The organism is Citrobacter sp. Cf087, from assembly GCF_030334285.1.
In the GTDB taxonomy this organism is placed as follows: Bacteria; Pseudomonadota; Gammaproteobacteria; order Enterobacterales; family Enterobacteriaceae; genus Citrobacter; species Citrobacter freundii.
Genome location: NZ_JAOWED010000027.1, coordinates 35,924 through 60,763, shown reverse-complemented (window position 1 = coordinate 60,763; position 24,840 = coordinate 35,924). Strand labels below are relative to the sequence as shown.

The 24,840-nt window shown below is 52.2% G+C and carries 14 protein-coding genes, 1 other RNA gene and 3 pseudogenes; 7 read left to right on the top strand and 11 right to left on the bottom strand.

Features of this window, described 5'->3' with window-relative positions:
* The first annotated feature begins 31 nt into the window (after positions 1-31).
* Genes OGV57_RS08020 through iolB form a run of 6 tightly spaced genes read left to right on the top strand, consistent with a single transcriptional unit; the run spans position 32 to position 7,411 of the window.
* Positions 32-1,579, top strand: a complete 1,548-nt coding sequence (locus tag OGV57_RS08020) for a sugar ABC transporter ATP-binding protein (protein ID WP_003839789.1) — start codon at positions 32-34, stop codon at positions 1,577-1,579.
* Between the two features lie 11 nt (positions 1,580-1,590).
* The gene (locus tag OGV57_RS08015) at positions 1,591-2,619 is read left to right on the top strand and encodes an ABC transporter permease (RefSeq protein WP_003839791.1); all 1,029 of its coding nucleotides are present in this window, start codon (positions 1,591-1,593) and stop codon (positions 2,617-2,619) included.
* 8 nt (positions 2,620-2,627) lie between these two features.
* Entirely contained in the window at positions 2,628-3,761 is a 1,134-nt protein-coding gene (locus OGV57_RS08010; protein WP_008321518.1) for a Gfo/Idh/MocA family protein, read from the top strand.
* A 12-nt stretch (positions 3,762-3,773) separates the two neighbouring features.
* Positions 3,774-5,678: a bifunctional 5-dehydro-2-deoxygluconokinase/5-dehydro-2-deoxyphosphogluconate aldolase gene (locus OGV57_RS08005; RefSeq protein WP_286530950.1), complete on the top strand. Its 1,905-nt coding sequence runs from the start codon at positions 3,774-3,776 to the stop codon at positions 5,676-5,678.
* Positions 5,679-5,692: 14 nt separating this feature from the next.
* Positions 5,693-6,583 carry a myo-inosose-2 dehydratase gene (gene iolE, locus OGV57_RS08000; RefSeq protein ID WP_048232633.1) on the top strand — a complete coding sequence of 297 codons (891 nt, stop codon included), beginning with the start codon at positions 5,693-5,695 and terminating at the stop codon, positions 6,581-6,583.
* 9 nt (positions 6,584-6,592) lie between these two features.
* Complete coding sequence (gene iolB / locus OGV57_RS07995) at positions 6,593-7,411, top strand: 5-deoxy-glucuronate isomerase (RefSeq protein WP_049014726.1); 819 nt, start codon at positions 6,593-6,595, stop codon at positions 7,409-7,411.
* Positions 7,412-7,625: 214 nt separating this feature from the next.
* Here the strand turns inward: iolB and OGV57_RS07990 are convergent, their stop codons facing one another.
* The 6 genes and pseudogenes from OGV57_RS07990 to OGV57_RS07965 all read right to left on the bottom strand — a co-directional run.
* Positions 7,626-11,972 carry an autotransporter outer membrane beta-barrel domain-containing protein gene (locus OGV57_RS07990; RefSeq protein ID WP_071684359.1) on the bottom strand — a complete coding sequence of 1,449 codons (4,347 nt, stop codon included), beginning with the start codon at positions 11,970-11,972 and terminating at the stop codon, positions 7,626-7,628.
* A gap of 433 nt (positions 11,973-12,405) precedes the next feature.
* The gene (locus OGV57_RS07985; protein ID WP_054528702.1) at positions 12,406-15,948 is read right to left on the bottom strand and encodes an inverse autotransporter beta domain-containing protein; all 3,543 of its coding nucleotides are present in this window, start codon (positions 15,946-15,948) and stop codon (positions 12,406-12,408) included.
* Between the two features lie 560 nt (positions 15,949-16,508).
* On the bottom strand, positions 16,509-17,327 hold the full coding sequence (locus OGV57_RS07980; RefSeq protein WP_213190914.1) for a hypothetical protein: 819 nt from the start codon (positions 17,325-17,327) through the stop codon (positions 16,509-16,511).
* 33 nt (positions 17,328-17,360) lie between these two features.
* Positions 17,361-17,549, bottom strand: a pseudogene (locus tag OGV57_RS07975) (integrase); the annotation flags it as partial.
* A pseudogene (locus OGV57_RS07970) lies at positions 17,549-17,707 on the bottom strand (DinI-like family protein); the annotation flags it as partial. The pseudogenes OGV57_RS07975 and OGV57_RS07970, both read right to left, overlap by 1 nt.
* Positions 17,708-17,800: 93 nt before the next feature.
* A pseudogene (locus OGV57_RS07965) lies at positions 17,801-17,881 on the bottom strand (DinI family protein); the annotation flags it as partial.
* 150 nt (positions 17,882-18,031) lie between these two features.
* On the opposite strand from OGV57_RS07965, the gene OGV57_RS07960 reads away from it, so the two are divergent.
* Positions 18,032-18,421 carry a HumD family translesion DNA polymerase gene (locus OGV57_RS07960; protein ID WP_032948127.1) on the top strand — a complete coding sequence of 130 codons (390 nt, stop codon included), beginning with the start codon at positions 18,032-18,034 and terminating at the stop codon, positions 18,419-18,421.
* Between the two features lie 255 nt (positions 18,422-18,676).
* Here the strand turns inward: OGV57_RS07960 and OGV57_RS07955 are convergent, their stop codons facing one another.
* From OGV57_RS07955 to OGV57_RS07935, 5 genes are all read right to left on the bottom strand, one after another.
* Positions 18,677-19,372 (bottom strand): DUF4145 domain-containing protein, encoded by a 696-nt coding sequence (locus tag OGV57_RS07955; protein ID WP_016150826.1) that lies wholly within the window; start codon positions 19,370-19,372, stop codon positions 18,677-18,679.
* A gap of 219 nt (positions 19,373-19,591) precedes the next feature.
* Positions 19,592-19,955: a transfer-messenger RNA gene (ssrA, locus tag OGV57_RS07950) on the bottom strand.
* Positions 19,956-20,027: 72 nt separating this feature from the next.
* The gene (locus tag OGV57_RS07945) at positions 20,028-21,191 is read right to left on the bottom strand and encodes a beta-barrel domain-containing protein (RefSeq protein WP_085951585.1); all 1,164 of its coding nucleotides are present in this window, start codon (positions 21,189-21,191) and stop codon (positions 20,028-20,030) included.
* Between the two features lie 7 nt (positions 21,192-21,198).
* A complete protein-coding gene (locus OGV57_RS07940) occupies positions 21,199-23,385 on the bottom strand; it encodes a type I secretion system permease/ATPase (RefSeq protein ID WP_054528700.1) in 2,187 nt (728 codons plus the stop codon).
* The gene (locus OGV57_RS07935; RefSeq protein ID WP_003845860.1) at positions 23,382-24,791 is read right to left on the bottom strand and encodes a TolC family outer membrane protein; all 1,410 of its coding nucleotides are present in this window, start codon (positions 24,789-24,791) and stop codon (positions 23,382-23,384) included. The genes OGV57_RS07940 and OGV57_RS07935 overlap by 4 nt, the downstream gene beginning before the upstream one ends.
* Between the last annotated feature and the right edge of the window lie 49 nt (positions 24,792-24,840).

Genomic DNA, 24,840 nt, shown 5'->3' with positions numbered 1-24,840 from the left:
CGGCGGCTCCCTCTAAAGGAGGAGCAGACCGATGTCGCAACCCTTACTGAAAGTGACCGACCTGGCGAAAAGCTTTTCCGGCGTTTGGGCGCTGAGCAGCGCACAACTGACTGTCGGAGCAGGCGAAATTCATGCGCTGTTAGGTGAGAACGGTGCCGGAAAATCGACCCTGCTGAAAGCGCTGGCGGGCGCACAGCCGCAAACACGCGGGGATATTTGGTTCAACGGCGAAACATTGCCGGTAGAAGACTCTCCGGTTGAGCGGCAGAACAAGGGCATTATCACGATTTATCAGGAATTTAATCTGCTGCCCAATATGACCGTCGCCGAGAATATGTTCCTCGGACGCGAACCGCGTAAACGCAATCTGATTGTGGACGAAAAGGCGGTAAATCAGGAGGCGCAGGTGATTCTGGATTACCTGCAACTGAACGTTGCGCCAACCACGGCCGTGGCCCGACTGAGCGTGGCGCAGCAGCAAATGGTGGAAATTGCGCGGGCGCTGACGTTGAACGCGAAGCTGATCATCATGGACGAACCTTCCGCCGCGCTGAGCGACAGCGAAGTAGAAAGTCTGCACCGGGTGGTGCGGGAACTTAAAGGGCGTGGCGTGAGCATTATCTACGTCACCCATCGCCTGCATGAAGTTTTTCAACTCTGCGACCAGTTCACCGTTTTTCAGGATGGACGATTCACCGGGAATGGCGCGGTTGCACAGACCACCGTAGAACAGCTGATCCGCCTGATGGTGGGGCGCGATGTGGCCTTTAATCGCCGCCCGGCCAGCGAAACTCACCATGAAGATAAACCTGTGCGTCTGGCGGTGAAGGGGCTTAGCCGCGAAAAACCGCCGCTGGATCCGCATGGCATCGCGCTGCACGACATTAGCTTCCACGTACATGCTGGCGAAGTATTAGGTATTGCCGGACTGGTGGGTGCCGGGCGCACCGAAGTGGCCCGCTGCCTGTTTGGCGCCGACGGTTTTACCTCCGGCAGCTTTGAACTTGATGGCGTGCCGTATCAGCCGCGCGATCCGCTGTTTGCGCTGGATCAGGGGCTGGCGCTGGTACCGGAAGATCGTAAAAAAGAGGGTGCAGTGTTGGGGCTGTCGATCCGCGACAACCTGTCGCTCTCCAGCCTGTCGTCACTGCTGCACTGGCGCTGGTTTGTGAATACCCGCAAAGAAGATGCCCTGATTGAGTCTTACCGCCAGGCGCTGCAGATCAAAATGGTCAACAGTGCGCAGGAGGTGCGCAAGCTCTCCGGCGGAAACCAGCAAAAAGTGATCCTCGCGCGCTGCATGGCGCTTAACCCTCGGGTGTTGATTGTGGATGAACCGACGCGCGGCATCGATGTTGGCACCAAATCAGAAGTCCATCAGGTGCTGTTTGATATGGCGAAAAAGGGCGTGGCGGTGATTGTGATCTCCTCCGATCTGCCGGAAGTCATGGCGGTTTCCGATCGGATCATCACGTTGAGTGAAGGTCGGGTGACTGGCGAGATCCACGGCGATGACGCCAACGAAGAGCGGCTAATGACGATGATGGCCATCAACCATAACGCCCTGAATGCGGCATAACGGAGTGACTCATGACGCAGATTATTTCTAAAACGCAGGTTCCAGCCAAACGCGGTGGACGTCTTGATCCCATTGCCTTTTTTGAGCGCTTTGGGGTGCTGATTTTTATGATCCTGCTGCTGATTTTCTTTCAGTTGCAGAACAGCAATTTTCTTTCTGAACGCAACATTTTCAACATTCTGACCGAAGTCTCCATCTACGGGATCATGGCGGTGGGGATGACGTTTGTCATTCTGACTGCCGGCATCGATCTGTCGGTGGGCTCTATCCTGGCGGTCTGCGCTATGACCGCCGCGTATGTGATCAAGGGCGACAACTTCACCACCGTCGATCCGAACGCCTGGGGCGGCATGAGCTGGCTGATTGGTCTTGGTATCTGTATGGCGATGGGCACCGCGATTGGTTTTCTGCATGGCCTCGGCGTGACCCGCCTGCGTCTGCCGCCGTTTATCGTCACCCTCGGCGGGATGACCATCTGGCGCGGCCTGACGCTGGTGATCAACGACGGCGCGCCGATTGCCGGTTTCGACGCGGGATACCGCTGGTGGGGACGCGGCGAACTGCTCGGCATTTCGATTCCAATCTGGATCTTTGCTCTGGTCGCTATTGGCGGTTACCTGGCACTGCATAAAACCCGCTGGGGGCGCTTCGTATACGCCATCGGCGGCAACCCGGAGGCGGCGCGTCTGGCAGGGGTCAATGTGAAGCGCGTGCTGGTGAGCGTCTACGTACTGATTGGCTGTCTGGCCGGGCTGGCGGGCTTCATCCTCAGTGCGCGTTTAGGCAGTGCGGAAGCGGTCGCCGGGATCTCCTTTGAGCTGCGCGTCATCGCTTCGGTGGTCATTGGCGGCACCTCGCTGATGGGTGGGTACGGGCGTATCGGCGGCACCATTATCGGCTCGATCATCATGGGCATCCTGATTAACGGTCTGGTGCTGATGAACGTCTCGGCTTACTACCAACAAATTATTACCGGCTTAATTATCGTTCTGGCGGTGGCGTTCGATACCTACGCCAAGAGCCGTCGCGGCGCACTGTGAGGATCATGATGAAAGAGGTTCGTATTGGATTGATTGGCACCGGGTATATCGGCAAGGCGCACGCTATCGCCTATGCCCAGGCCCCGACGGTGTTTAACCTGCGCGGCAAACTGGTGCGTGAAATGGTAGCGGAAGTTTCTCCGGAGCTGGCCGCCGAGCGGGCGCAGGCGTTTGGCTTCAATCGCTCAACCGGAGACTGGCGGGCGCTGGTGGCCGACCCGGCCATTGATGTGGTGGATATCTGCTCTCCCAACCATCTGCACAAAGAGATGGCGCTGGAAGCGATTCGCCACGGCAAGCATGTGTACTCGGAAAAGCCGTTGGCGCTGAACGCCCACGACGCGCGTGAAATGGTTGAGGCTGCACAGCGGGCAGGAGTGAAAACCCTGGTGGGGTTCAACTATATGAAGAACCCAACGGCGCAGCTGGCGAAAGAGATCATTGAGCGCGGAGAAATTGGCGAGGTGATCCATTTCTACGGCACCCACAACGAAGACTACATGGCCGATCCGCTTGCGCCGATCCACTGGCACTGTTTTAAAGAAACGGCGGGTCTGGGGGCACTTGGCGATCTGGCGGCGCATATCGTCAATATGGCGCAGTACCTGGTTGGGGATATTCATCAGGTCTGCGGCGACCTGAAGATCGTGGTGCCACAGCGTCCGGCGCAGGTCGGTTCCTCGCAAATGGTGACGGTAGAGAACGAAGATCAGGCCCACGCGATGGTGCGCTTTGCAGGCGGTGCGCAAGGGGTGATTGAAACCTCTCGCGTCGCCTGTGGCCGCAAGATGGGGTTGTCGTATGTGATTACCGGGACCAAAGGAACCATCAGTTTTACCCAGGAGCGCATGGCTGAGCTGAAGCTCTATTTGCATGACGATCCGGTCAACCGCCAGGGGTTTCGCACTTTACTGGTTGGTCCGGCGCATCCGGACTACGGCGCGTTTTGTATGGGAGCCGGGCATGGCATCGGCTTTAACGACCAGAAAACGGTGGAAGTGCGCGATCTGGTGGACGGCATTGCCGCCGACGCGCCGATGTGGCCGGACTTCGAAGAGGGCTGGAAGGTGTCGCGTGTGCTTGACGCCATCGCACTCTCGCACCAGGAAGGCCGCTGGCTGAATGTGAACGACATTGTCTGAAGAGGTATCAACGTGGAAAAGCAGTTTGATGTGATATGCATGGGCCGCGTGGCGGTTGACCTCTACAGTCAGCAGATTGGCGCACGCCTGGAAGATGTGTCGAGCTTTGCCAAATATCTTGGCGGATCGTCCGGCAACGTGGCCTACGGAACGGCGCGACAGGGACTGCGTTCATCAATGCTGGCGCGGGTTGGCGACGAACATATGGGGCGTTTCCTGCGTGAAGAATTAAACCAGGTAGGCTGCGATACCAGCCATCTGATTACCGATAAAGACCGCCTGACAGCGCTGGTGCTACTCGGCATTAAAGACCGGGACACCTTCCCACTGATTTTTTACCGTGATAACTGCGCGGATATGGCGATTACCGCCAGCGATGTTGATGAACAGTACATCGCTTCTGCTCGTTGTCTTGCCATCACCGGGACGCATCTTTCTCATCCGCAAACCCGCGAGGCGGTGTTGACGGCGCTGGCTTACGCCCGGCGTCACGGCGTGCGTACGGCGCTGGATATCGACTATCGCCCGGTGCTGTGGGGGCTTACATCCTTAGGCGACGGCGAAACACGTTTTATCGCCGCCGATCAGGTCACCCGTCAGTTGCAGGAGGTGTTGCATCTTTTTGATGTGATTGTCGGCACCGAGGAGGAGTTTCATATCGCGGGCGGCAGTACCGATACGCTGCAGGCGCTGTCGCAGGTTCGCGGCGTGAGTAACGCGACGCTGGTCTGCAAGCGCGGTGCGCTCGGTAGCTCGGTGTATACCGACGCGATCCCGGCCCGGCTGGACGATGGCCTGACGGTGACCGGCGTACGCGTGGAGGTGCTGAACGTGTTGGGGGCGGGGGATGCGTTTATGTCCGGCCTGCTGCGCGGCTACCTGAACGATGAGGGCTGGGAGCAGGCGTGCCGCTATGCTAATGCCTGTGGTGCGCTGGTGGTATCGCGTCACGGCTGTGCGCCGGCGATGCCGAGCAAAGTTGAGCTAGATGATTATCTTTCTCGTGCTGCGGAGGTTCCGCGTCCGGATCTCGATCCGCATCTCAACCATTTGCATCGCGTGACGACTCGCCGTCGCACATGGCCGGAACTGTGCGTGATGGCTTTCGATCACCGCAGTCAGCTTGAAGAGATGGCGCTACAGTGCGGTGCGTCTTTGAAGCGTATTCCGGCATTGAAACAGCTTATTTTGCAGGCCAGCCGTGAAGCGGCCAACAGCGCCGGGCTGGAGGGCAAGGCCGGGCTGCTTTGCGACGGTACGTTTGGTCAGGATGCGCTGAATTCGATAACCGGAGAGGGCTGGTGGATAGGTCGCCCTATCGAACTGCCGGGATCTCGCCCGCTGGAGATGGAACACGGCAATATTGACTCGCAGCTCATCAGTTGGCCGCAGGAACATGTGGTGAAGTGTCTGGTTTTTTTCCATCCGGAAGATGCCCACGCGTTGCGTCTGGAGCAAGAACAGAAAATCGCCGAGGTGTACCGCGCCTGTTGCCAGTCTGGTCATGAGCTGCTGCTGGAGGTGATTTTGCCGGCCAGTATGCCGCGCAGTGATGAACTGTATTTGCGCGCTATTTCCCGCTTCTACAACTTAGGGATTTACCCCGACTGGTGGAAACTCCCACCGCTGACTTCTGCTGGCTGGACGGCGTTGAGTGACATTATTGAACGGCGCGATCCGCACTGCCGTGGCGTGGTGATCCTTGGTCTGGACGCACCGGCAGAGCAACTGCGCGCTGATTTCAAAGCGGCTGCGGGTCATGCGGTGGTGAAAGGATTTGCCGTGGGACGCACGCTGTTTGGCGACGCTTCCCGCGCGTGGTTGAAACACGATATTGACGATGCGCAACTGGTGGCGCGCATTAAAGATAACTACCTGCAGCTTATCGCCTGGTGGCGCGAGCGCGGACAAGCATAATTCAGGAGAAGATAATGACGGTACAATTAGGTATTAATCCACTGACATGGACGAATGATGATCTTCCTTCACTGGGCGCTGAGACGTCGCTTGATACTTGTCTGAGCGAGGGCAAAGAGGCCGGATTTGCTGGTTTCGAACTGGGTAATAAATTCCCGCGCGAGGCGCGACTGCTCGGCCCCATTTTGCAGCGTCACGACCTGCAACTGGTTTCCGGCTGGTATTCCGGACGTCTGCTGGAACGCAGCGTGGAGGAGGAGATTGCCGCCGTGCAGTCACATCTGATGTTACTGCGCGAGCTGGGGGCCAAGGTGCTGGTCTTTGCCGAAGTCAGTGGCTGCATTCACGGCGAGCAGCAGACGCCGGTACATCTGCGTCCGCGCTTCCCGCAAGAGCGCTGGCAAGAATACGGTGAAAAGCTCACCGAGTTTGCGCGCTACACCCAGCAGCAGGGGGTACAGATTGCCTATCACCACCACATGGGAACGGTGATTGAATCTGCTGAAGATGTGGGTAATCTGATGACGAATACCGGTGATGAAGTTGGATTGTTGCTCGACACGGGACACTTGACCTTCGCCGGGGCCGATCCGCTGGCGGTGGCGCAGCGCTGGGCATCGCGTATCAACCATGTTCACTGTAAAGACGTGCGTGCCGACGTGCTGGCGGATGTCAAAAATCGCAAAACCAGCTTTCTCGATGCGGTACTGAGTGGGGTCTTTACAGTGCCGGGCGATGGCTGCGTTGACTATCCGCCGATCATGGCCTTGCTGAAGGCGAACCAGTATCAGGGGTGGTTAGTCGTGGAGGCGGAGCAAGATCCGGCCATCGCGCATCCGCTGACATATGCGCGTCTGGGCTATAACAACCTTAGCCGTCTGGCGCGTGACGCTGGTCTTATCTGAGGAGGTGATATGTCACGTTTATTATCACGTTGGCAGCAGCCGGACGCGCAGGGGCGTACGCAGTCAGTGACGCCGGAAAGCGCCGGTTGGGAATATGTTGGCTTTAAAGCGTACGAACTGGAAGAGGGGCAGCAGCTTACGCTGCCCGCCGTCAGCGAAGAACGTTGTCTGGTATTGGTCGCCGGACGCGCGACCATCACCACGCCGGGTGCAACCTTTACAGATATCGGCGAACGGATGAGCCCGTTCGAACGGATAAAACCGTGGGCGGTCTATGTCACTGCTGGTGAAACCATACAGGTTCAGGCAGTGACCAGACTAGAGCTGGCGGTCTGCGCTGCGCCGGGGAAAGGCACACACCCAACACGGCTGATCGCCCCTAAGGATATCGACGGGGAAGCGCGCGGCAAAGGTCACAACCAGCGTTACGTGCATAACATTTTACCGGAAGATAAACCTGCTGATAGCCTGCTGGTGGTGGAAGTGTGGACCAACGAAGGCTGTACCAGTTCCTGGCCAAGTCATAAGCATGATACCGACAATCCGCCGCAGGAGACCTATCTGGAAGAGACTTACTACCATCGCCTCAACCCGCCGCAGGGATTCTGTCTGCAGCGGGTATACACCGACGACCGATCGCTTGACGAGTGTATGGCAGTCTATAACCGCGATGTGGTGATGGTGCCAAAAGGGTATCACCCGGTGGCAACCCTGGCAGGATATGACAGCTACTACCTCAACGTGATGGCGGGCCCGGTACGCAAATGGATGTTCACCTGGGAAGAGGAACATGCGTGGATTAATCGGGATTATCCGGTTGATAAGTAAGGTTTTGAATGGCTTTGTTAAAAGCGAGTCGTTTTTTCCCTCCTTTTGAGCAGTAAAATGGGAGGGATGGGATGACGGTTGGTACTATTTAAGTGCTCATTATTCTCATAGCTCGCCTGGCTATGAGAATAATGCAAGCGTCGATATATTTGGGGTTATGGCAGTAGCCAGGGTGCTGTCGAAAACACCCCGGCTATCTTTTGTTGCGGGCTGATTAGAAATGATATTTCAGTCCTAACGTTGCCGCGCTGTTGTTGTAACCGTTGTCTCCCATCTGGACGCCCACATTACCCCACAGATTTAAATCTGGCGTAATCTGGCCTTCGACACCCAGTTTAATCTCTCCCAGATTGCGTGCACCTTCCTGGCTGACGCTAACGTCGTCCATTTTTGTGCTAAAACTGCGTGTATTATGGAGCCAGTTAGCTTCAATAAATGGCTGGAATTCGCGGCCTTTGTCCTCATCCATTTTATTAAAGCTTTTCAGATAGGCTCTGGCTCCAAGACGGGTTTGAATATTACCGTTACCATTCATCTCGATACGCGTTCCGTTAGCTTCCCGATGGTCATCTGATTTGACCCCCATCCAGGTAACCTGCGCCTGCGGTTGAACATACCACTCATTAACGGTTCCTTTGCTGCCTGAGAATTCGCCAACTTTAAAGGTATACCCTGTTTCAACAGATGCCGTCAGACCTTTGGATTTATAGGACTCAGAAGCCAGTCCTTCACCTTTGACATGGTTATCAAACCATCCATATTGTGCCCAACCGTCGAAGTACAGGCCTTTATGATCAGTGTTATCGGCAAACCACGTGGCATAAAGGCCAGTGCTGTAGCCATTGACGCTACCTCGCGAGGCGTAACCCGTTGCTGATGAGCGGGTCTGATTATTGTCATGGCCATATCCGGCCATGATCCCGAGACGCCAGCTATCATGCCCGTTGGTTGAGCCCTGCGCGATATCGCTGCCGAGCTGCATCACATAGCGATTACTTTGAGTACGCAACTGGCTGCTACCGTCATACCAACTTTGGTGGCTACCTGCCTGACGCATCCACATACCGGTGGTTTTCATCTCTCCGGTTGACACATCTGTGTACTGAGCTTTGCCCGAGCGATCGTGTAGCTGCATGTTGAACATGGTGTTTACAGCAGCATGGTTCGCGGTATAGGTTCCTCCTTCCGGGCGAAGCATATGCTCTGTGGGCGAAACCGGTTTTTCGGGATTAATCAACTGACTGGTCAGATACCAGTGATTATTGTTAGCCCCCTGACCTCGAACCAATGAATAATCATACGCACCCGCAGTGATACGCCCGCTCTGAGCAAAATCACCATCAGAACGGCCATCAACATGAATAAGCTCAATCCCCTCCAGAGTTTGTGAGCCCTGGCCTCCTGCATTGGTGACACTTACTTGAGTATTGCCAGTAGTATCACCTTTTACAATAAGCTTATCGGTGGCCGAACGATCGTCCCCCAGAACCGTATCAAAATTAATATGACCATTGTTGCCGTGGTAATTTCCTTCAACAATCAGCTGGTTGCCGGCGGACTGTCCAATATTCCCCAAAGATATCGCACCCTGATTGGTGAGATCTCCGCCAACAGTAAAGTGGCCTGATGCTCCATTTCCGGCAACAAACAGTCCGGCATTATGGATACTACCTAATACCGTTCCCGCGCCTGAAAGCATACCGGCCGAAGATATATTGACCTGCTGGCTCGCTAAAGTAACAGGCGCATCCTCCTGACCCAGCATCAGCCCCCCTTGTTGAATATCCGTGGTGCCGGTATAGGTGGAATTCGCAGTCAGAGTGACAGTGCCCTGGCCCTGCTTGATGATATTACCGCTGCCATCGACCTGGTTTTGCATGGTCCAGTCATCCATGCTGTTAAGGATCACGTCACCCTGATTGTGAATCGTCGCCTCCCCCAGATGTTCGGCGGCTGACGCCACTAATTGTGTGTTTTTATCCAGGTTAAGCTGGCCGCTAAATCCACTGTTATCCCCCTTAAGAGCGACGTTAGATTCGCTGAATGAAACTTCACCCTTACCGCTAAGGTTGTTGGACAAGTGTCCCTCAACGGCATTGAGGTTGAGATGACCATCGGCAATAATATCTCCGGTCCCCAATCCCTGAACATTGTCCAGAGTGACCTCTGCGCCGGAAGCGATGGCCGTTGTTGCGCTTAAGGACGCATTAGAGCCCTTCACGCTAAAGACACCGTTATCTATATTCAGATTACCGCTGCCGACCAATGCCCCCGCGGATGTTCCGCCGTTAGAAATCGTCAGGCTACCGCCATTAATATTCAGAACTGATCCCGCTGCGCTGGTTAGCTGCCCAATCGTCTGGCTATGCCCATTCATATCCAAAACGGTGTCTTCTGCCATCTGCAGACCTGCTGTATGGCCCAGGACATTATCATTGAGCATCAGTAGATTACCGCTGCGCAAATCGGTCAGACCGGTGTAATCATTATTCAAACCAGATAGTGAAACTGTGTGGCCTTTCTGGCTGTCGAGCGCCAGATCTCCGGAGCCGGTCAGGCGGGAACTCAATTCCGCAGCCGCCCCGACTTTTCCGTTGGCGTTCAGGCTCAGTGCATTCTGACCCTGTCCTTGTAGTTCAATCTGCGTCAGACCGTAGCCCACATAAAGGCCGTCATGGTTTTGCCCGCTGGTCAGGCGATAGTCGTATGTTCCCTTTGCTACAACCTGCCCGTCCTGGCTGATGTCATGCTGAACAGCATCTGTTATCGCGTTACCGTTCAGATCCTGCAGTTGCAGGTTTCCGGCATCTCCTGTTACAACGGTTGCTGAATTGGTGGAAACCAGTTTAATTTCCGCATTGGCGTCTTCCTGCTCCATTAAGGAGAGACCGGTATCAATACCTTGAGATATGGCGTCCACTACGCCCACAGGATCCACCTGCACAGCACCAGACCCTGTCAGGTCTAACCGGTCTTTAACATTCACCATTTTGTCGGTTTGGTGTATGCCGGGGGTAATGTTACCAAACTCAATGGTACCGCCAGAAAAGGCCAGACTTCCGATGGACTGTGTGCCTGTGCCCAGTGAAATTTCACTCCCTTTTCCTGCAATCAGCCCTGCTTTTGCAAGAGCATCGGTGTTGGTTCCCTGCAGGTTGAATGTCGTATTTTGTAATGCCAGAGCACCAGTGAACCCAGAGGTCGCTGTACTATTTTTAAAAGAGAAAGCGTGATTTCCCGTATCGACCCCCAGGATCCCAGACCCAGAAATCTGGTGGCTAAACAACCAGTCGCTGGTGCTATTGAGCTGCAGTTTCCCGTCAACGGATAACCCGGCAGAGCCCAGGTTTTTCTGATCGGACACGGTTGCAACGGCACCCGATTCAACATTGATCTTTCCTTTAAAGGCGGTGTTATCACCTAATAACGCCACATTTCCGGCGCCGACGGAGATAATTCCGTTCCCCGCAACCTTATTGGTAAACTCCATGTTGTCCTGGGCGTTCAGTAAGAGTTTGCCGCTATTGCTAATATCAGCGGTTCCCAGGTTCTGCGTAACCCCAAGGGTGGCATTCCTGGCAATTTTTACGTTGCCGCTAAATTTTGAGTTATCACCAGATAAAAACGTTGTGCCATTTAGCGCATTGATATTACCCAGCCCCTCACTGCCGCTTGATATATCAGCTGTTATATTGGCGTTATCACTGGTGTGGTTCAATGTGATTTTTTTATTGTCCGTGCCAGCCCAGACAAACTCTATTTTCTTGGCGTCAATAACCCCTGCAGATTTAGCTTTCTCACCTTCTTGAGTGCCTAATGCTAATTCTGAGTTCGTACTCAAGCTAATTTCTGGGGCAGATATTTTTCCCATGTCAGATACCACCAGCGTGGTATTTGAATCTTGATTATAATACCCCAGGCTTAATTTCTCACTGGCGTTAATTTCACCCTTGTTATTAACCGACAGGAATTGATCGCCACCGTAGCTCTTGAAAACACCCATAAAGAATGTTTGTGTATTTACCTGGCTACCTTCGCCGCTAATGTTTCCCCTTTCATAGGTAAGACGACTGGTCCCTTTAACATGAATCTTACCGCCATCAGACACGTTAAAATAACCACCAGTTCGCCAGTTGTCTGATGCGCTGTCATATAAGTCGTCAGCATAGAGTTCGCTGCCTGCATTGGACACGTTTAGGTAACCCGTACCTCTCAGCAGAACGTTTAGCTCGCCATTGATACGCACTGTTCCTTGGGTAATATCCAGCCCACCACCTGATGTGAAGGTCAGGCGGGGGCGAGAGTCCGGCGCATTGATTACCAGGTTAGCATTATCTTTTACATTGATATGGTAATTAATAGACTGGTTTTTTTCGCCGAAATCAACGGTGTTATCTGTGCTGACATCAATATCATTAGCAAAGGCCATTGATGAACATAGCGCTACAGCACCGGCTAATAACGCCCTGGACTTTTTTTTCGTGTTCTTCCTTCCCAGTTCGGAGCACACACACCAGCAATTACGGACTTTACTCCATTTTATTTGATATATTTTGTTCATAAACTCTCCGCAAAATAATCATAATAAAAATTTAACACTTTTGGGGTAAGGTATTTATCGGGCCACATTTTTGAGAGTGAAAATGCAGATCTCCGAATTGATGATATATGTCATGTGTCATTAATGTGGTGTAAACATCAGTACTGGATACTTGATTCAAGTCTCCCTGCGTAGTTTGTCACGTGATAAATTAATTTTGATAATGTAGCCATCAGTCTGAAAATATTTTACCTGAGGCTTTGCCGATATTTCCAGCCCCTTTATTATATTGCTGCTTGTTTTAAAATCAACGGGGGAGGGGGAATCGTCGAGAGTGAACTTAGCTTTGCTATACCTATTACAGTTCTGAGTCTTAGTGGGTAGAAGACGTGTGGACAATATATAGAAAGGGAGATAGCCGCCATGCTGCGGCTATCTCCTGTTTATATCCCGATCAGGAATTCGGTTGATGATTCTCAACTACCCAGACGGTGAGTTCTTTTTCCAACGTTTTATCTCCCGTCGTTGCCTTCACTTTCACCCAACTTTCACCAGCAGTATCCGTTCTCAGTTCAGAGTAGGCATTTCCTAACTTAAAGTTGGTTTTATCCGGTGTCATCGTAAAGGTTCCGCTGTCGGGTTTGGCTCTGCTGCCTGCGCTAAATTCGACACTGCCGTTTAACGGATTGCCAAATTTATCCCGCAATCGGGCCATAAAGCCCACCGGCTCAAGGTTGGCAACGACGTAGCCAAAATCCTGCTCCAGAGTGAGTACTGGATTCTGGGCATCAGCATTCAGCATCAGCGAAGCATTTGCCGAGACGTTGCTACCGTGTTCAGCCAATGTGGCGGTCAGCGTGTAACGACCCGCCTTTTGACCGTGGACATTTACGGTCGCAGTACCGGAAGCATTGGTGGTGACAAGCGTATTATCAATCACCAGAGGATCGCGTGGCGATGGGCCTGTGGCCGTAATCTTCAGCTTACGGTTGCTGACGCTGTTCCCCGATGTATCGCTCAGATGCAGGGTAAACGCCACGTTATCAACATCACTCACTACGGCGGATGTGGTTGACGGTTCGATCGTCAACGCTGCATTTTGCAGATCTGATACCACCTCAATCGCCTTACCCGCCGTAACGCGTTTACCCTCTTTGATAAAGGTTGCCTGCAATTGATAGTGCCCGGCTTCTGTGGCAACAAAGGTTGTCGATGCCATTCCTTTCTCATCCAATGTCAGTTCTGACTGGCCCAGTTTTAATCCATTGGCAGGGGTACTGGTCAGGTGCACGTCGCCACTAAATGGGTTGTTCTCACCGTCGACAACCTGTACCTGAATTTCATGCGTAGCTGATGCGTTTGCCACGATGCTCTCAGCAGGTGCCGCCAAATTCAGCACTGCGCTGTTAATATCAGGTACGAATTCCAGGTCAACGCTTGAGGACTCAACGCTGTGCTGCCCATCTGTAACCCTGGCATTAACAGTGTAATGACCCGCCTTAACCGTTGTTATCGTTACCGTCGCGTAACCCTCTTTATTGGTGGTGATTTTGTCCGGGTACACGAGCCCTTGTGGCGTTACGATAAGCTCCACTTTCTGTCCTTCAACCGACGCGTTGGTATTGTTGAGCATGATCTCAAGTGTGGCTCCATCGCGACCGTTTGCTGCAATATTGGTGATTGCGCCATTGTCTTTGGCTGTCAGAGACAATGTTGCCCCCTCCATTGCAGAGGCAAATGTGACGCTTAGGGATGAGCTGATGTTCCCCACGTTCAGCGTAACCTCATAGGTTCCCGGTGTTGAACTGGTCAGTGAGAATCTTGCTTCACCTTTGGCATCGGTGGTGGCAACGTTCTCGCCATTCGCAACCTTGACCTGTGACGGTAACGCCAGGGTGACCGTGTATCCGGATAGCGCGTTACCATAAGGGTCGGTCAGGGTAACGACCGCGACATTACTCTGTTTGCCATCCGCCAGCGCATTGTCTCTGGTCAGGTTAAACGCCTGCACCACCGGCTGCGTTTTGTCTGCAATCCAGTTGGCTTGTTTTTCCAGTCCGGAGAAATCATGTTTTTGTGACGTCACACCAATGCGTGCCGCCTGAGCCAGTTCAGATGTTGCCTTAGCGCTGTACACGCCGTCTTTCTCTTCTACTGCAGTAAAACGGATCTCGCCGCTGGCTGAAACTGCATAAAAACGTAAGCCGTCGTCGCCGGTGATGGCATTCCCGTCTTTATCTTTTGCTTCTAACGCCAGGTTAATCGGGTGCCCAACGACCTGCTCCATGGGCATTACTGTGAATGTCGATTTTGCCGACTCGGCGGAAACCGCTTTAAGTGTCACTGTCAGGGTTTCTGTTTTACCCAGGACTTTAGCGGTTATGCGTGCCGTCCCCGCCGTTAAACCGGGCGTCAGCATCGCTGTATACACCCCGGAACGGGTTTCCTGCACTTCACCAAGCTTTGGAGCCTGTGCCGAACGCTCACGATTTTTCTGTGCGTCAGGCGTAAATGCCAAAGACAATTCAATGTCATGTGCAAGCCCTGTTAACGGATTGCCATTGGTATCTTTAAGCACCAGCTTAACCGGATGCTGTGACTTCCCATCAGCCGCGATGATCGGTTGCTGCTCGTCGTTCAATGTAAAATCCATTGTGCCGACAGAGGCTGAATTCCCCGTCACCGTTACGCTCATCACTGCATAGTTAGAGACGTTTCCTTTAACATCTCGCGCCGTTGCGCCGATCTGCCACTGATTGGTGCCGCCTGGTGTATAAGCGGGTAACGTCAGTTGCCATGACGTGCCGCTACCGGAAATGCGCCCGCCAGCGGCGGCAAATGCGCTATCGTTCCACTCTACCGACTGAATGCCCCAGTGGGATTTATCCAGTGAAATAGTCACCGGAACAACGGCGCCACCTTCCCCCTGCACGCTTTCAGGCAGGCGGATTTTCAGAACCGATTTTTTGCGGTATTCCAGAACAATATTGTTATTTCGTTCGACAAAATCGTAGCGTCCGTGCTGAACTTCGCGCATCAACGCAACATTGTCGCTATCCAACTGCTTCGCCAGCGGGATGCCGGGGCGATAGTTAATCTCTACGCCGAAGCGTGAATCATGAGTATTGCTCTGCCCCTGCTTGTGTTCAGCGGAAAGCGTAACTAGCGGAACCGGCGTATAGCTGATCCCACCTGTAAAGGCGTACGGATTTTCCTGAAGATGATCGCTGCCAAAGAGGCCGACATTCTTGCCGTAATACTTTTCATATTTAAGCGATGCGCCCAGTTGCGGATACGATGGCAACCAACCTTGGGTATAGATATCCCATCCATCCGCCGGACGTTCCTGATAATCATCCAGATCGTGGGAATCCTTCCATTTTGATAATCTTAAATAAGCATTTGCGCCTGCATGTAAATAATCTCGCCAATACTCAACGCCTGCACCCATACGTGCGTGATGACGACTTAAATCGTAGTCATAAAATAAGTTTGCGCCCAGCATTGAATTATCCGCCGTGAAGTAGCGATAACCCATACCGATATTAGTTTGGGTTCTGTCATCGGTACGGTGAAGCGATGTCTGGCTAAATAAAACATGCTGCTTTGTATCAATCCACGGATAAAGGAAATCGAACGACGAATCTTTCAACGAGAAAGCGTCATCGACGTTGAGTTGAATACGCGCATTACCGTACTTCTGTAGCCACTCTACCACCTCCTTCGTTGCCTGTGCTGAGACGGTATTGGCAGCAAAACTGCCCGCATGGCCGTTTTCAATACTTCTGCCAGCTTGCGCGGCGAGAGAAGACAGGCCGCGCAGTTCTTGCTGTTCTGCGGCGGTCTGCGATGCCTTAACGGCTGACGCATGGCTAATGGTTGGCGTGAAGCTAAGAAGGGCAGGATACAGGGCCTGCAAAGCGATTGTTGACCATGCGACAACCTTATTAACGGGGCCTGTTGCCCCATTGCTCCGCGAAATTTTCTTATTTGACATTCGTAACTCCAATATCAATTAAAAAAATCAAAGGTTATTCTATGTACTGAACGGGATGCGTAATATATGTATTTAGTAGGAAAATTCAAGAGTTGTTCATGGAGAAGTTAACTGGATATTTTTACACGATCCTCTATCGGGGTTGTCTAGCGATGTCGAACGTTTAAATGGCGAATGTTCTAAAAAATACGTTTCTTTTTATCGTGACGATTTTAAGCTTATAGGGATATTCTTTAAGCTAGGTCGTTCACTGTTAAATAAAAAGGGGTATCAGGAAATTAATCTGCTTGTTCGTATTCATCTATCATCACGTTCTCCGGATTTAAGTCTGGAACGTGCCAACGCTATTCAGGACGGGTCAAAGAGCATAAAAAAGCCCGCTTAAGCGGGCTTTTTTATCACTCGGGAGCCGCGGCTCCTTTGCGTATCTTTTTTTGTCTCCTCACCGTCTGGTCGGTGTCCTGCTGAGACTGCTAACTTCCTGTTTTTGCTAGTGCTGTCCTGGCACTATCCAATCATGATTGGTGGAGCTGGCGGGAGTTGAACCAGCATCCGTAATCCTATAACATGCTGTTTTTATTGAAGTCTTTATCATTGATGAATTCGGCGTATCTTTTGCGGATACCTTCAAGTCCCTTTACTGTCTTTTCCTTTATACCAATTTTGTTGAAAGTAATTTTCCCATTCATCAAGATATCATCGTCGTTATTAACTATGTTATAAAAGTCTACTTCTATATCGTATTCCTCTTTGAATTTACTACCACCTATATCTTTATAGCTTATTGTGAGTGTGAGTTTTGGTAAATCTCTATTTACCTTACCTTCGGCACTTAGTGAGTAGATTAAAATCGCACAATTTAAAGATATGCAGGGAAATGGGATTAGTATTTCTGTTAGTGCAGGGTTTTGATTGAATGATAGAATATAATCATGAGTATCCTCTCCATAACGTGAGGCAAATTGATATCCAATCTCGGGATCTGCGTTATCAATTGTTAATTCATTTTCATACAACGAAATCTTAGTCGGCCTTTCTAATTTACTGAAGTATGAGTTTATTGTATCTATAGATTTTTGATATTCATACTCCCAATGGATAACTACATCCAGCGCGGCTCCAAGTCCAATGTTTATAGCTATGTTACTTTTATTTAGATGAGTGTTATTACTTCTTTTTAGATGGATTCTGTTGAATATGTCATTTTTATTATTGTTTAGTTTATAAGTAAATGACTGAGGGTTAAATACAACTTGTGGTTTATAAGATAGTTTTCTTTGTAAACTAGCCTGTCCAACAACCATTAAAGCAGCTATTGCAGATACCAATGCTGCAATAGCTGCTACTAAGGCTATCACTCTATCTGGGGTCATCTTCACATCTCTACTCTATTCAAGAGCAGAGATTATTCTTTAGTTTTGTTTGCAATTCAATGTTTGTAGTGAAGTATTATTATCGTACTCTTTCAGATATCGACCATAATGCCTAAACAACATTTCTGGGCCTTTATGGCCCATCTGAGTTGCCAGCCAAAATAGGTTGGCTCCACGGCTAATATGGCTGGTGGCGAATGTGTGTCTTGTCTGGTAAGGGTTACGATATCAGTGTTGATCGCTGGCAGTGTCATCATCGGTTTAACCCGAACATCAGCATCGGGGAAGATCCGGTGAACCCTCTTGGTCAATTCGCCCAGAATGATATCTTTTGCACCGGGCAGACCATCAAAATTCCTTTTGTCATAAATGAGTTCCACGAACATTGCTCATTGCCTCTTTACTGGATGAATATGCAGTACTTGTACTGTGTTTTTATCCAGTGTTCAAGAGAGGGTGTAATGATGCCACGACGTAGCGATATTGAAATAGCCTGGCATGCTTCGATACAGCAAGAACCGAATGGCCGGAAGACTGTCACCACACAGCGATTTGTCCAGGAACTGAGCAAGGTTAACTGGCACTGGACGATGAAGCAGGCCAACGAATGGATCGAGTGGTATGTGACAACGTTCCGCGATGTATCAACGCAGGAAGGCGAGAACCGTACCTTTCAGTTGTTCAATCCAAACAAACGGAGGACTATAGCCATGGGGTTCCCTTCATCTGCCAGTGATTACGTTGAAACAAGGATCTCCCTCGATCAGTTGCTTATCAGCCAGCCTGCAGCGACTTATTTCATGCGGGCATCACGTTCACATTTCAGGGAAGGAATACTTCAGGGGGCGCTGTTGGTTGTGGATGCGTCACTTACTGCCTGTGATGGCTCATTGCTGATATGTGCAATCGACGGGGAATTCAGGAGCAAGCGATATCGAACTCACCCTCAGCCCCACCTGATAAATCTGGAGAACGGGAGAAGGGAAGCGCTACCAGAAGATGGTGATGGCTACAATTCCTCACACGCAATATTTGGAGTTATCACGTACATCATTAATGATGCCAGGAACGCGGAGTTTGATGACTGCCCGGTTATGTGAATAGCTTAAACTTTACGGTAAAGCCGATGTTTTGTGTCGGGGTTTTTCCCCGATTATTCCCCGTTCAGAAAACAGGCATAAAAAAACCAGCCGTAACAGGCTGGTTCTTCGAGGATTTTTGGTCGGCACGAGAGGATTTGAACCTCCGACCCACGACACCCCATGAAGGATATGATGGTAGTTCTAAAGCTATCTTGAATTAATACCCCAACTCTCAATCTTAAGTAAAAATAGCCAATCGAAAATATCTCATGATTAAGTGTTTTTTTTAGGTCTTTTAGCTTTGGGGGGAATTTTTTCAGTTATATGCTCAAGTGATTTTTTACCTAAAAGAGTTCTTTGAACAAAACTTTCAAGAGCTTCTAACATTTGTTCAAATTCGCTTTTGTTTGGACTCCAACCTCGATGTGCGGCTGCATTACCAGCATTAATTACTGACGTTAAAACAAGTGCTTCAGTTTCTCCGATAAATCCATCCAGCTTTAATTTTTCTACTTTTTCGCCAAGAGGCAGACCCGGATGGATTTGTAAGAGTTCAGCTGTACGATCGAAGATCGTGCGCAAACCAATGGAGGATAGAATGAAATGACTAGAGTTATAAGAGGAATACATTTCATTGAATATTTGGAATAGTTGACCATCGACTGATTCAAGTTTGGATAGCCAAGCTGGTGGTTGAAATGTTTCACTTGATGGGTAGGTAGTGACCATATCAATCGGCGTTTCTATAAGCTCACCATTGCTGTATTCATGAGTAGTATGTTCGCTAAAGTGCTCATTATGATGATAAAAAACCGTTTCACAGCCATTGCATTGAAGAAGGTGGTGGTAATGATATCCATAAACTGGATATTTTTGATCTTCCCAACTGGTGGTCAACTCTCCATGTATGGTGCAGTTACGTAGACCTCCACAAGTGGGACACAGGGCTTTAAGCAGTTCCTTAGTCATAAAAATTTCTGACCCCTGATTCAACAAAAAGTTACATACCAAAAGTTATCAATCGTCTTCAGATATAAAAAAGCCCGCATAAGCGGGCTTTTATGTCACTCGGGAGCCGCGGCTCCTTTGCGTATCCTTTTTTGTCCCCTCACCGTCTGGTCGGTGTCCTGCTGAGACTACTAACTTCCTGTTATTGCTAGTGATGTCCTATCACTGTCCAATCATGATTGGTGGAGCTGGCGGGAGTTGAACCCGCGTCCGAAATTCCTACATCCTCGGTACTACATGCTTAGTCAGTCTTTACATTCGCCTGGCACCTGCGGACAGACACGCCACTACCAGACTAGCCTGATTAGATTTAACGCTTCAACCCCAGGCAGGGCATCCACGCGATCTCTTTTGGGTTTGACCTCTCTTTGATCCCCGTCTTAAGAGCGGAAGCTAGGGAGAGAGGGCTCAGAGCAGGTTATTAAGCTGCTAAAGCGTAGTTTTCGTCGTTTGCGACTATTTTTTTGCGGCTTTTTACGAGGCCAACCGCCCCTCGGCATGCACCTTGGGTTTCGCGAATCCCGTCGAATCCAGAATCAGCCCCAATGTGTTAGGACAAGTATAACAGACTTGTGACACGCGTGACCAGCCCCCACAACCCCTAATCCTCAAGGATTTAGCGCTCACGCAGCGCTTCTTTTGCACGATTAAACGGTTTGATTAAATAGTCGACGATGGTTTTTTCACCTGTTTTTATATCCACTGTGGCAATCATGCCCGGTACGATGGAGAAATGGCGTCCCAGTTTGTTCTGTAAGAAGTCCTGATGGGTGCGGATAAACACGCGGTAATAGAAGATTTCCGGTTTCACTTTATCCTGAATGGTGTCCGGTGAGATGGTTTCGACTACGCCTTCCAGGCCGCCGTAAATGGCGTAGTCATAGGCGGTTATCTTCACCAGCGCCCGCTGGCCGGGATGGATGAACGCGATATCACGCGGCGACAGGCGGGTTTCGATCAGCAGATGATCGTCCAGCGGCACAATCTCCATCATCTCGCCGTTGGGCGGGATAACGCCGCCAATGGTGGTGACCTGGATATTTTTCACAATACCGCGCATCGGCGCGCGTACGGTCAGGCGGGTGACGGAATCCTCGCGTCCTTTTAAAATAGCCGCCAGCATATCCACTTCGGCGTTAGCTTTTGACAGCGCTTCCCGCGCCTGCACAAAGTATTGCGAGCGCAGGTCGGTAATTTTTAATCCCAAATCGCTTTTTTGGCGTTGCAGGCGCAGCACTTCTACGTGGCTGGCGGCACCGCTTTTCTCCAGCCGTTGGGTGATGGCCAGCTCTTTATTTACCGAGACCAGCGCATCCTGCAGTTCCGCCATTGAATCCGCAAGCTGCGCGCGGCGGCTTTTATACAGGCGAGTTTCGGAGGCGATGAGATCCGGCCAGGCGCGCAGTGAATCGGGAAAGACCAGCGGCAGATCGTTAACTTCGGCATTGAGCCTTGCGCTGGAGGCCAGTGAGGCGCGATAACGGGCGGCGCTCTCCCCAACGTTGGACTCTGAACGGGTGGGGTCGAGGCGAGCAACAATTTGATTAGCCTGGACTTTATCTCCCTCGCGGACCGTCAGTTCGGCGAGAATACCGCCATCCAGTGATTGCAAGACTTGCTCTCGCGAGCTGGGGATCACTTTCCCGCTGCCGGTTGAGACTTCATCCAGCTTGCCGAAATATGCCCAGATACCCAGGACGGCAAACAGCAGCGTGCTGAGCAGAATAATGCGGCTGGCCCCGGAAAAACGGTGCTCGCGGCGAATATCGAGGTCGTCCATAGCGGCATCATGCGGATTGGTTTTCATTTTTCCACTCCCGACCGTGAGTAGGGGCAGGTGCCCGGCTCGCATTCAACGCCTGCGTTTTCGGGGCATCCATGACCAGTTGACCTTCTTTCAACACCACCACGCGTTCGACCAGTTCCAGAACCGGTACGCGATGGGTGGCGACAATCAATGTGCGGTTACCCAACCACTGGTTGAGGCGCTGAATAAATTCCCGCTCGGTATGTTCATCCAGCGAGGCGCTGGGTTCGTCGAGCAGCACGATATTGGGCGATCGCAGCAGCATTCTAGCCAGCAGGATCGACTGCCGTTGTCCACCGGACAAACCGTTGCCGCCTTCCATAATGGGATGCGCCAGCCCTTTGGCGAGCTGTTTAACGAAAGCAGCCGCGCCGCTGACCTCCAGCGCTTCGAAGATCTGCGCGTCGCTGGCGTGCGGTGCGCCGAGGGTCAGGTTCTCGCGTAGGGTGCCGAAAAACAGTCGCGCATTCTGGCTGAGAAAACCGATGTTGCGGCGTAAATCGGCCATATCGATTTGCGCCAGACTCAGGTTATCGAGCCGGACATCGCCCTGGATAATCTCCACGCCGCCGGCCATGGCCTGTAGCAGCGTTGATTTTCCGGCACCGTTACGCCCGAGGATCGCCACCCGTTCGCCGGGCATGACCTCCAGGCGCGAGATCCGTAGTGGAACGCGCTGATCGTCACTGTGGTAGCGAAAGTGTGCGTTCTCAAACAGATAATGGCCGTGAAAAATCTCCTGATGCACCCGGTCTTCGTCGTACTGCGTTTCGGTGGGAAGCTGCATGATGCTGTCTAATCCCATCTTCGCCGCCTTAACCTGTTGCCAGCGGGCCAGCACGCCGCACAGATTAGCCATCGGGGCAATCATTCTGGAACCGAGCATTGAAGCCGCCACCACGGCGCCGGTGGTCATCGTGCCTTCAATGACCATCGGCGCACCGAACATAATGATGGCGGCGTAGACCAGGCTTTGTACCGACATGCCCCAGCCAATCAGCCCTTGAGTCAGCTTACGCGTGCGTAGCCCTGACTCTCCGGTAATACGGATATAGCTGTTCCACTGCTGTAAAAAGCGGTTTTCCGCCTGCATCAGCTTGATGTCTTCCAGCCCCTGGACGCTTTCGACCAGCACCGCGTTGCGCAGGGTGGATTCATGGGCAGCCTGGTTGGCAAGCACAGCCAGCTTCTTCTGTAACAGCAAGCCAGGCAGGATCATCAGCAGGGCCGCGACGGGTGCAATCCACGCCAGCGGCGGGGCGATAAATGCCAGCACCACGATAAACAGAAAGAAAAACGGCAGATCGACAATGGTCGACATGGTCGAAGAGGTGATCATCTCGCGAACTTGTTCCAGCTCGCGCAGTTGAGAAATAAAGCTCCCCGTCGAGCGGGGGACGGCGCTGTTGCGCAGCCGCAATGCGTGGCTAAACACGCGATCGGAAATGCGCATATCGGCGCGTTTGCCGAGCAGGTCCATTATGTGGGTACGCGCTTCGCGCAGCAAAAAGCCAAACAGCACCGCTACCAGAACACCGGTAGAGAGAACATACAGCGTCGGATAAGACTGGGCGGGGATCACCCGGTCATAGACCTGCATGGAAAAGATAATCCCGGCGAGCGACAGGACGTTAATCAGAAAGGCGGCAATCATGACCGGCAGGTAAGGGCGGATGTCCTTTAACACCAGTTCGCGCATCCAGTCGGGCTTGAAGCGCGAAATATAGCGGTCTACCCGACTGTCCTTCAGCGCCGACAGCGGGCGCAGCGCGGTAATGCTCATGATCTCCGGCAGAAGTTCTGCAATCGTTAACCTGTTACGCTGGCCCTCTTCGGCGATGATGAAAACATCTAACGTATCTTCGCCGTTAAAATGTTCTATTACCATCAGTTGGCCGTCGCGCAGTTCCGCCACCACCGGCAGGCGCCATTGACCGAACGCCTGCGTGGCGGTATTCAGCGCATGAAATGACAGTCCCACCTGACGCGCCAGTTGCGACAGGGCCGTGGCCCGGCTTTTTCCCGCAAACCATGGGGCGTTGGCCTGGATTGCGCCAGGAGAACAGGCCACGCGATAGTGATTGGCAATATGCGTCATCGCCTGCGCCCACTGGCTCAGGGCGTGTTCGCCAATTACATCATCCGCATGTGAATCGAGGTTGCTCATAGCTTGATCTCCACCGATTGAATGCTGCGATTATTTAAGGCGAACGCCTGGCGAAGCGAGCCGGTGTTATAGAGACAGTTCAACTGGAGCTGGCGCAGCTGGTTTTGAGTCTGGAGTTCAGCAAAACGGGCCTGATACACCTCTTGCTCGGCGTTAAGCACGTCGAGCAGCGGGCGCGAGCCAAGGTCCAGATATTGCTGTTGATAAAGCTCGCGCGTTTGTTCGCTCAGCCGTTGTTGGCGACGTAGAATTTGCAGGGCGGTGGCGAGGCTCATCGCCTGGCTGCGGGACTCCAGTAATTTCTGCCGTACTTCGAGTCGGGTGCGCTGGATGGAGTATTGTGCAGATTCTACCGCATGGCTGGCGGCGTTGCGTCTGGCGGTGAGTCCGCCCCCCTGATACAGCGGCATCTCAACTTTTACCCATGCAGAATACTGGGTTTTGTCGAGTACCTCATGGCTGGGGTATTTGTCGTTGAGATAGTGCTGAACCGACGGTTCCAGAGAGATGGTGGGCGTCATCTGCGCGTTGGCGTAGTCGAGATTTGCCTGCGCCACATTCGCCTGCGCCCAGGCCGCCAGGACCGCGGGAACCAGTTTATCGTCCGGTTTGACCACATCACAACTGCTGTCCAGTTTGACCGGGAATTCATTACTGATGCCGTTAAGCGAGTTCCAGCCGAGGAAGCTCATCAGCGTTGCCTTGCTGCTGTCGAGATTGGCCTGATACTGCGCCAACTGAGAACGTGCAGACTCGATACGCGCATCGGTTTGCACCACGTCTGACAGCGAGGTTGCCCCTTCATCATTGCGTTGACGGGTCAGTCGACCAATGCCGTTTAAGGCGGTGAGCTGCTCTTCGGCGGCGTCCACCATTTGCTGCCACGTCTGCACCTGGACTATCGCGTTGGCGGTGGCGTGGGCGATGGTATCAATACTGAGTAACACATTCGCCTGCTGTTGTGCGGCTCCGGCGGTCTCGGCGCGGACCTGGCTTGCCACTTTGCCGAAGTCGTACAGCATTTGCGATACCGAAATCACCAGCGCCGGGCTGAAGCCGTGGTCGGTGTAGGTATTGCTGTAACCGTTGTTCATTCCGGCAGAAACCTGCGGGTAATATTTTGACTTCGCCACGTCGATTTGCTCGTTTTGCGAGAGCAGTTTGCCGATGGATTCACGAATAGAAGGATGCCAGCTCACGGCACGACTCACCGCGTCGTTGAGCGTCAGGCTACCGGGAGCGGCGGCACTTAGCGGCAGATCGGCAACCGCGCCGTCCAGCGAGGGAAGCATCTGGCTAGTGGCCAGTCCTTCCGGCGTAATAATTTGCGGTTCATCTTCGGCATTCACCCGCAGGGTACAGAGCGTTAATGCCAGCAGTAAGGCAACAGGCGCGACATTTCTCATAGATTATCCCTTACAAAATACGGCAGCGACGACTGTTATTGCCCCGGAT

Excerpts from the sequence above, each read along its gene's own strand:
- OGV57_RS07955 (WP_016150826.1), bottom strand. The coding sequence starts at position 19,372 with ATGACTAAGGAACTGCTTAAAGCCCTGTGTCCCACTTGTGGAGGTCTA.
- iolB (WP_049014726.1), top strand. The coding sequence starts at position 6,593 with ATGTCACGTTTATTATCACGTTGGCAGCAGCCGGACGCGCAGGGGCGT.
- iolE (WP_048232633.1), top strand. The coding sequence starts at position 5,693 with ATGACGGTACAATTAGGTATTAATCCACTGACATGGACGAATGATGAT.
- OGV57_RS07990 (WP_071684359.1), bottom strand. The coding sequence starts at position 11,972 with ATGAACAAAATATATCAAATAAAATGGAGTAAAGTCCGTAATTGCTGG.
- OGV57_RS07985 (WP_054528702.1), bottom strand. The coding sequence starts at position 15,948 with ATGTCAAATAAGAAAATTTCGCGGAGCAATGGGGCAACAGGCCCCGTT.
- OGV57_RS07945 (WP_085951585.1), bottom strand. The coding sequence starts at position 21,191 with ATGGACGACCTCGATATTCGCCGCGAGCACCGTTTTTCCGGGGCCAGC.
- OGV57_RS08010 (WP_008321518.1), top strand. The coding sequence starts at position 2,628 with ATGAAAGAGGTTCGTATTGGATTGATTGGCACCGGGTATATCGGCAAG.
- OGV57_RS07960 (WP_032948127.1), top strand. The coding sequence starts at position 18,032 with ATGGGGTTCCCTTCATCTGCCAGTGATTACGTTGAAACAAGGATCTCC.
- OGV57_RS07940 (WP_054528700.1), bottom strand. The coding sequence starts at position 23,385 with ATGAGCAACCTCGATTCACATGCGGATGATGTAATTGGCGAACACGCC.
- OGV57_RS07935 (WP_003845860.1), bottom strand. The coding sequence starts at position 24,791 with ATGAGAAATGTCGCGCCTGTTGCCTTACTGCTGGCATTAACGCTCTGT.
- OGV57_RS08020 (WP_003839789.1), top strand. The coding sequence starts at position 32 with ATGTCGCAACCCTTACTGAAAGTGACCGACCTGGCGAAAAGCTTTTCC.
- OGV57_RS08015 (WP_003839791.1), top strand. The coding sequence starts at position 1,591 with ATGACGCAGATTATTTCTAAAACGCAGGTTCCAGCCAAACGCGGTGGA.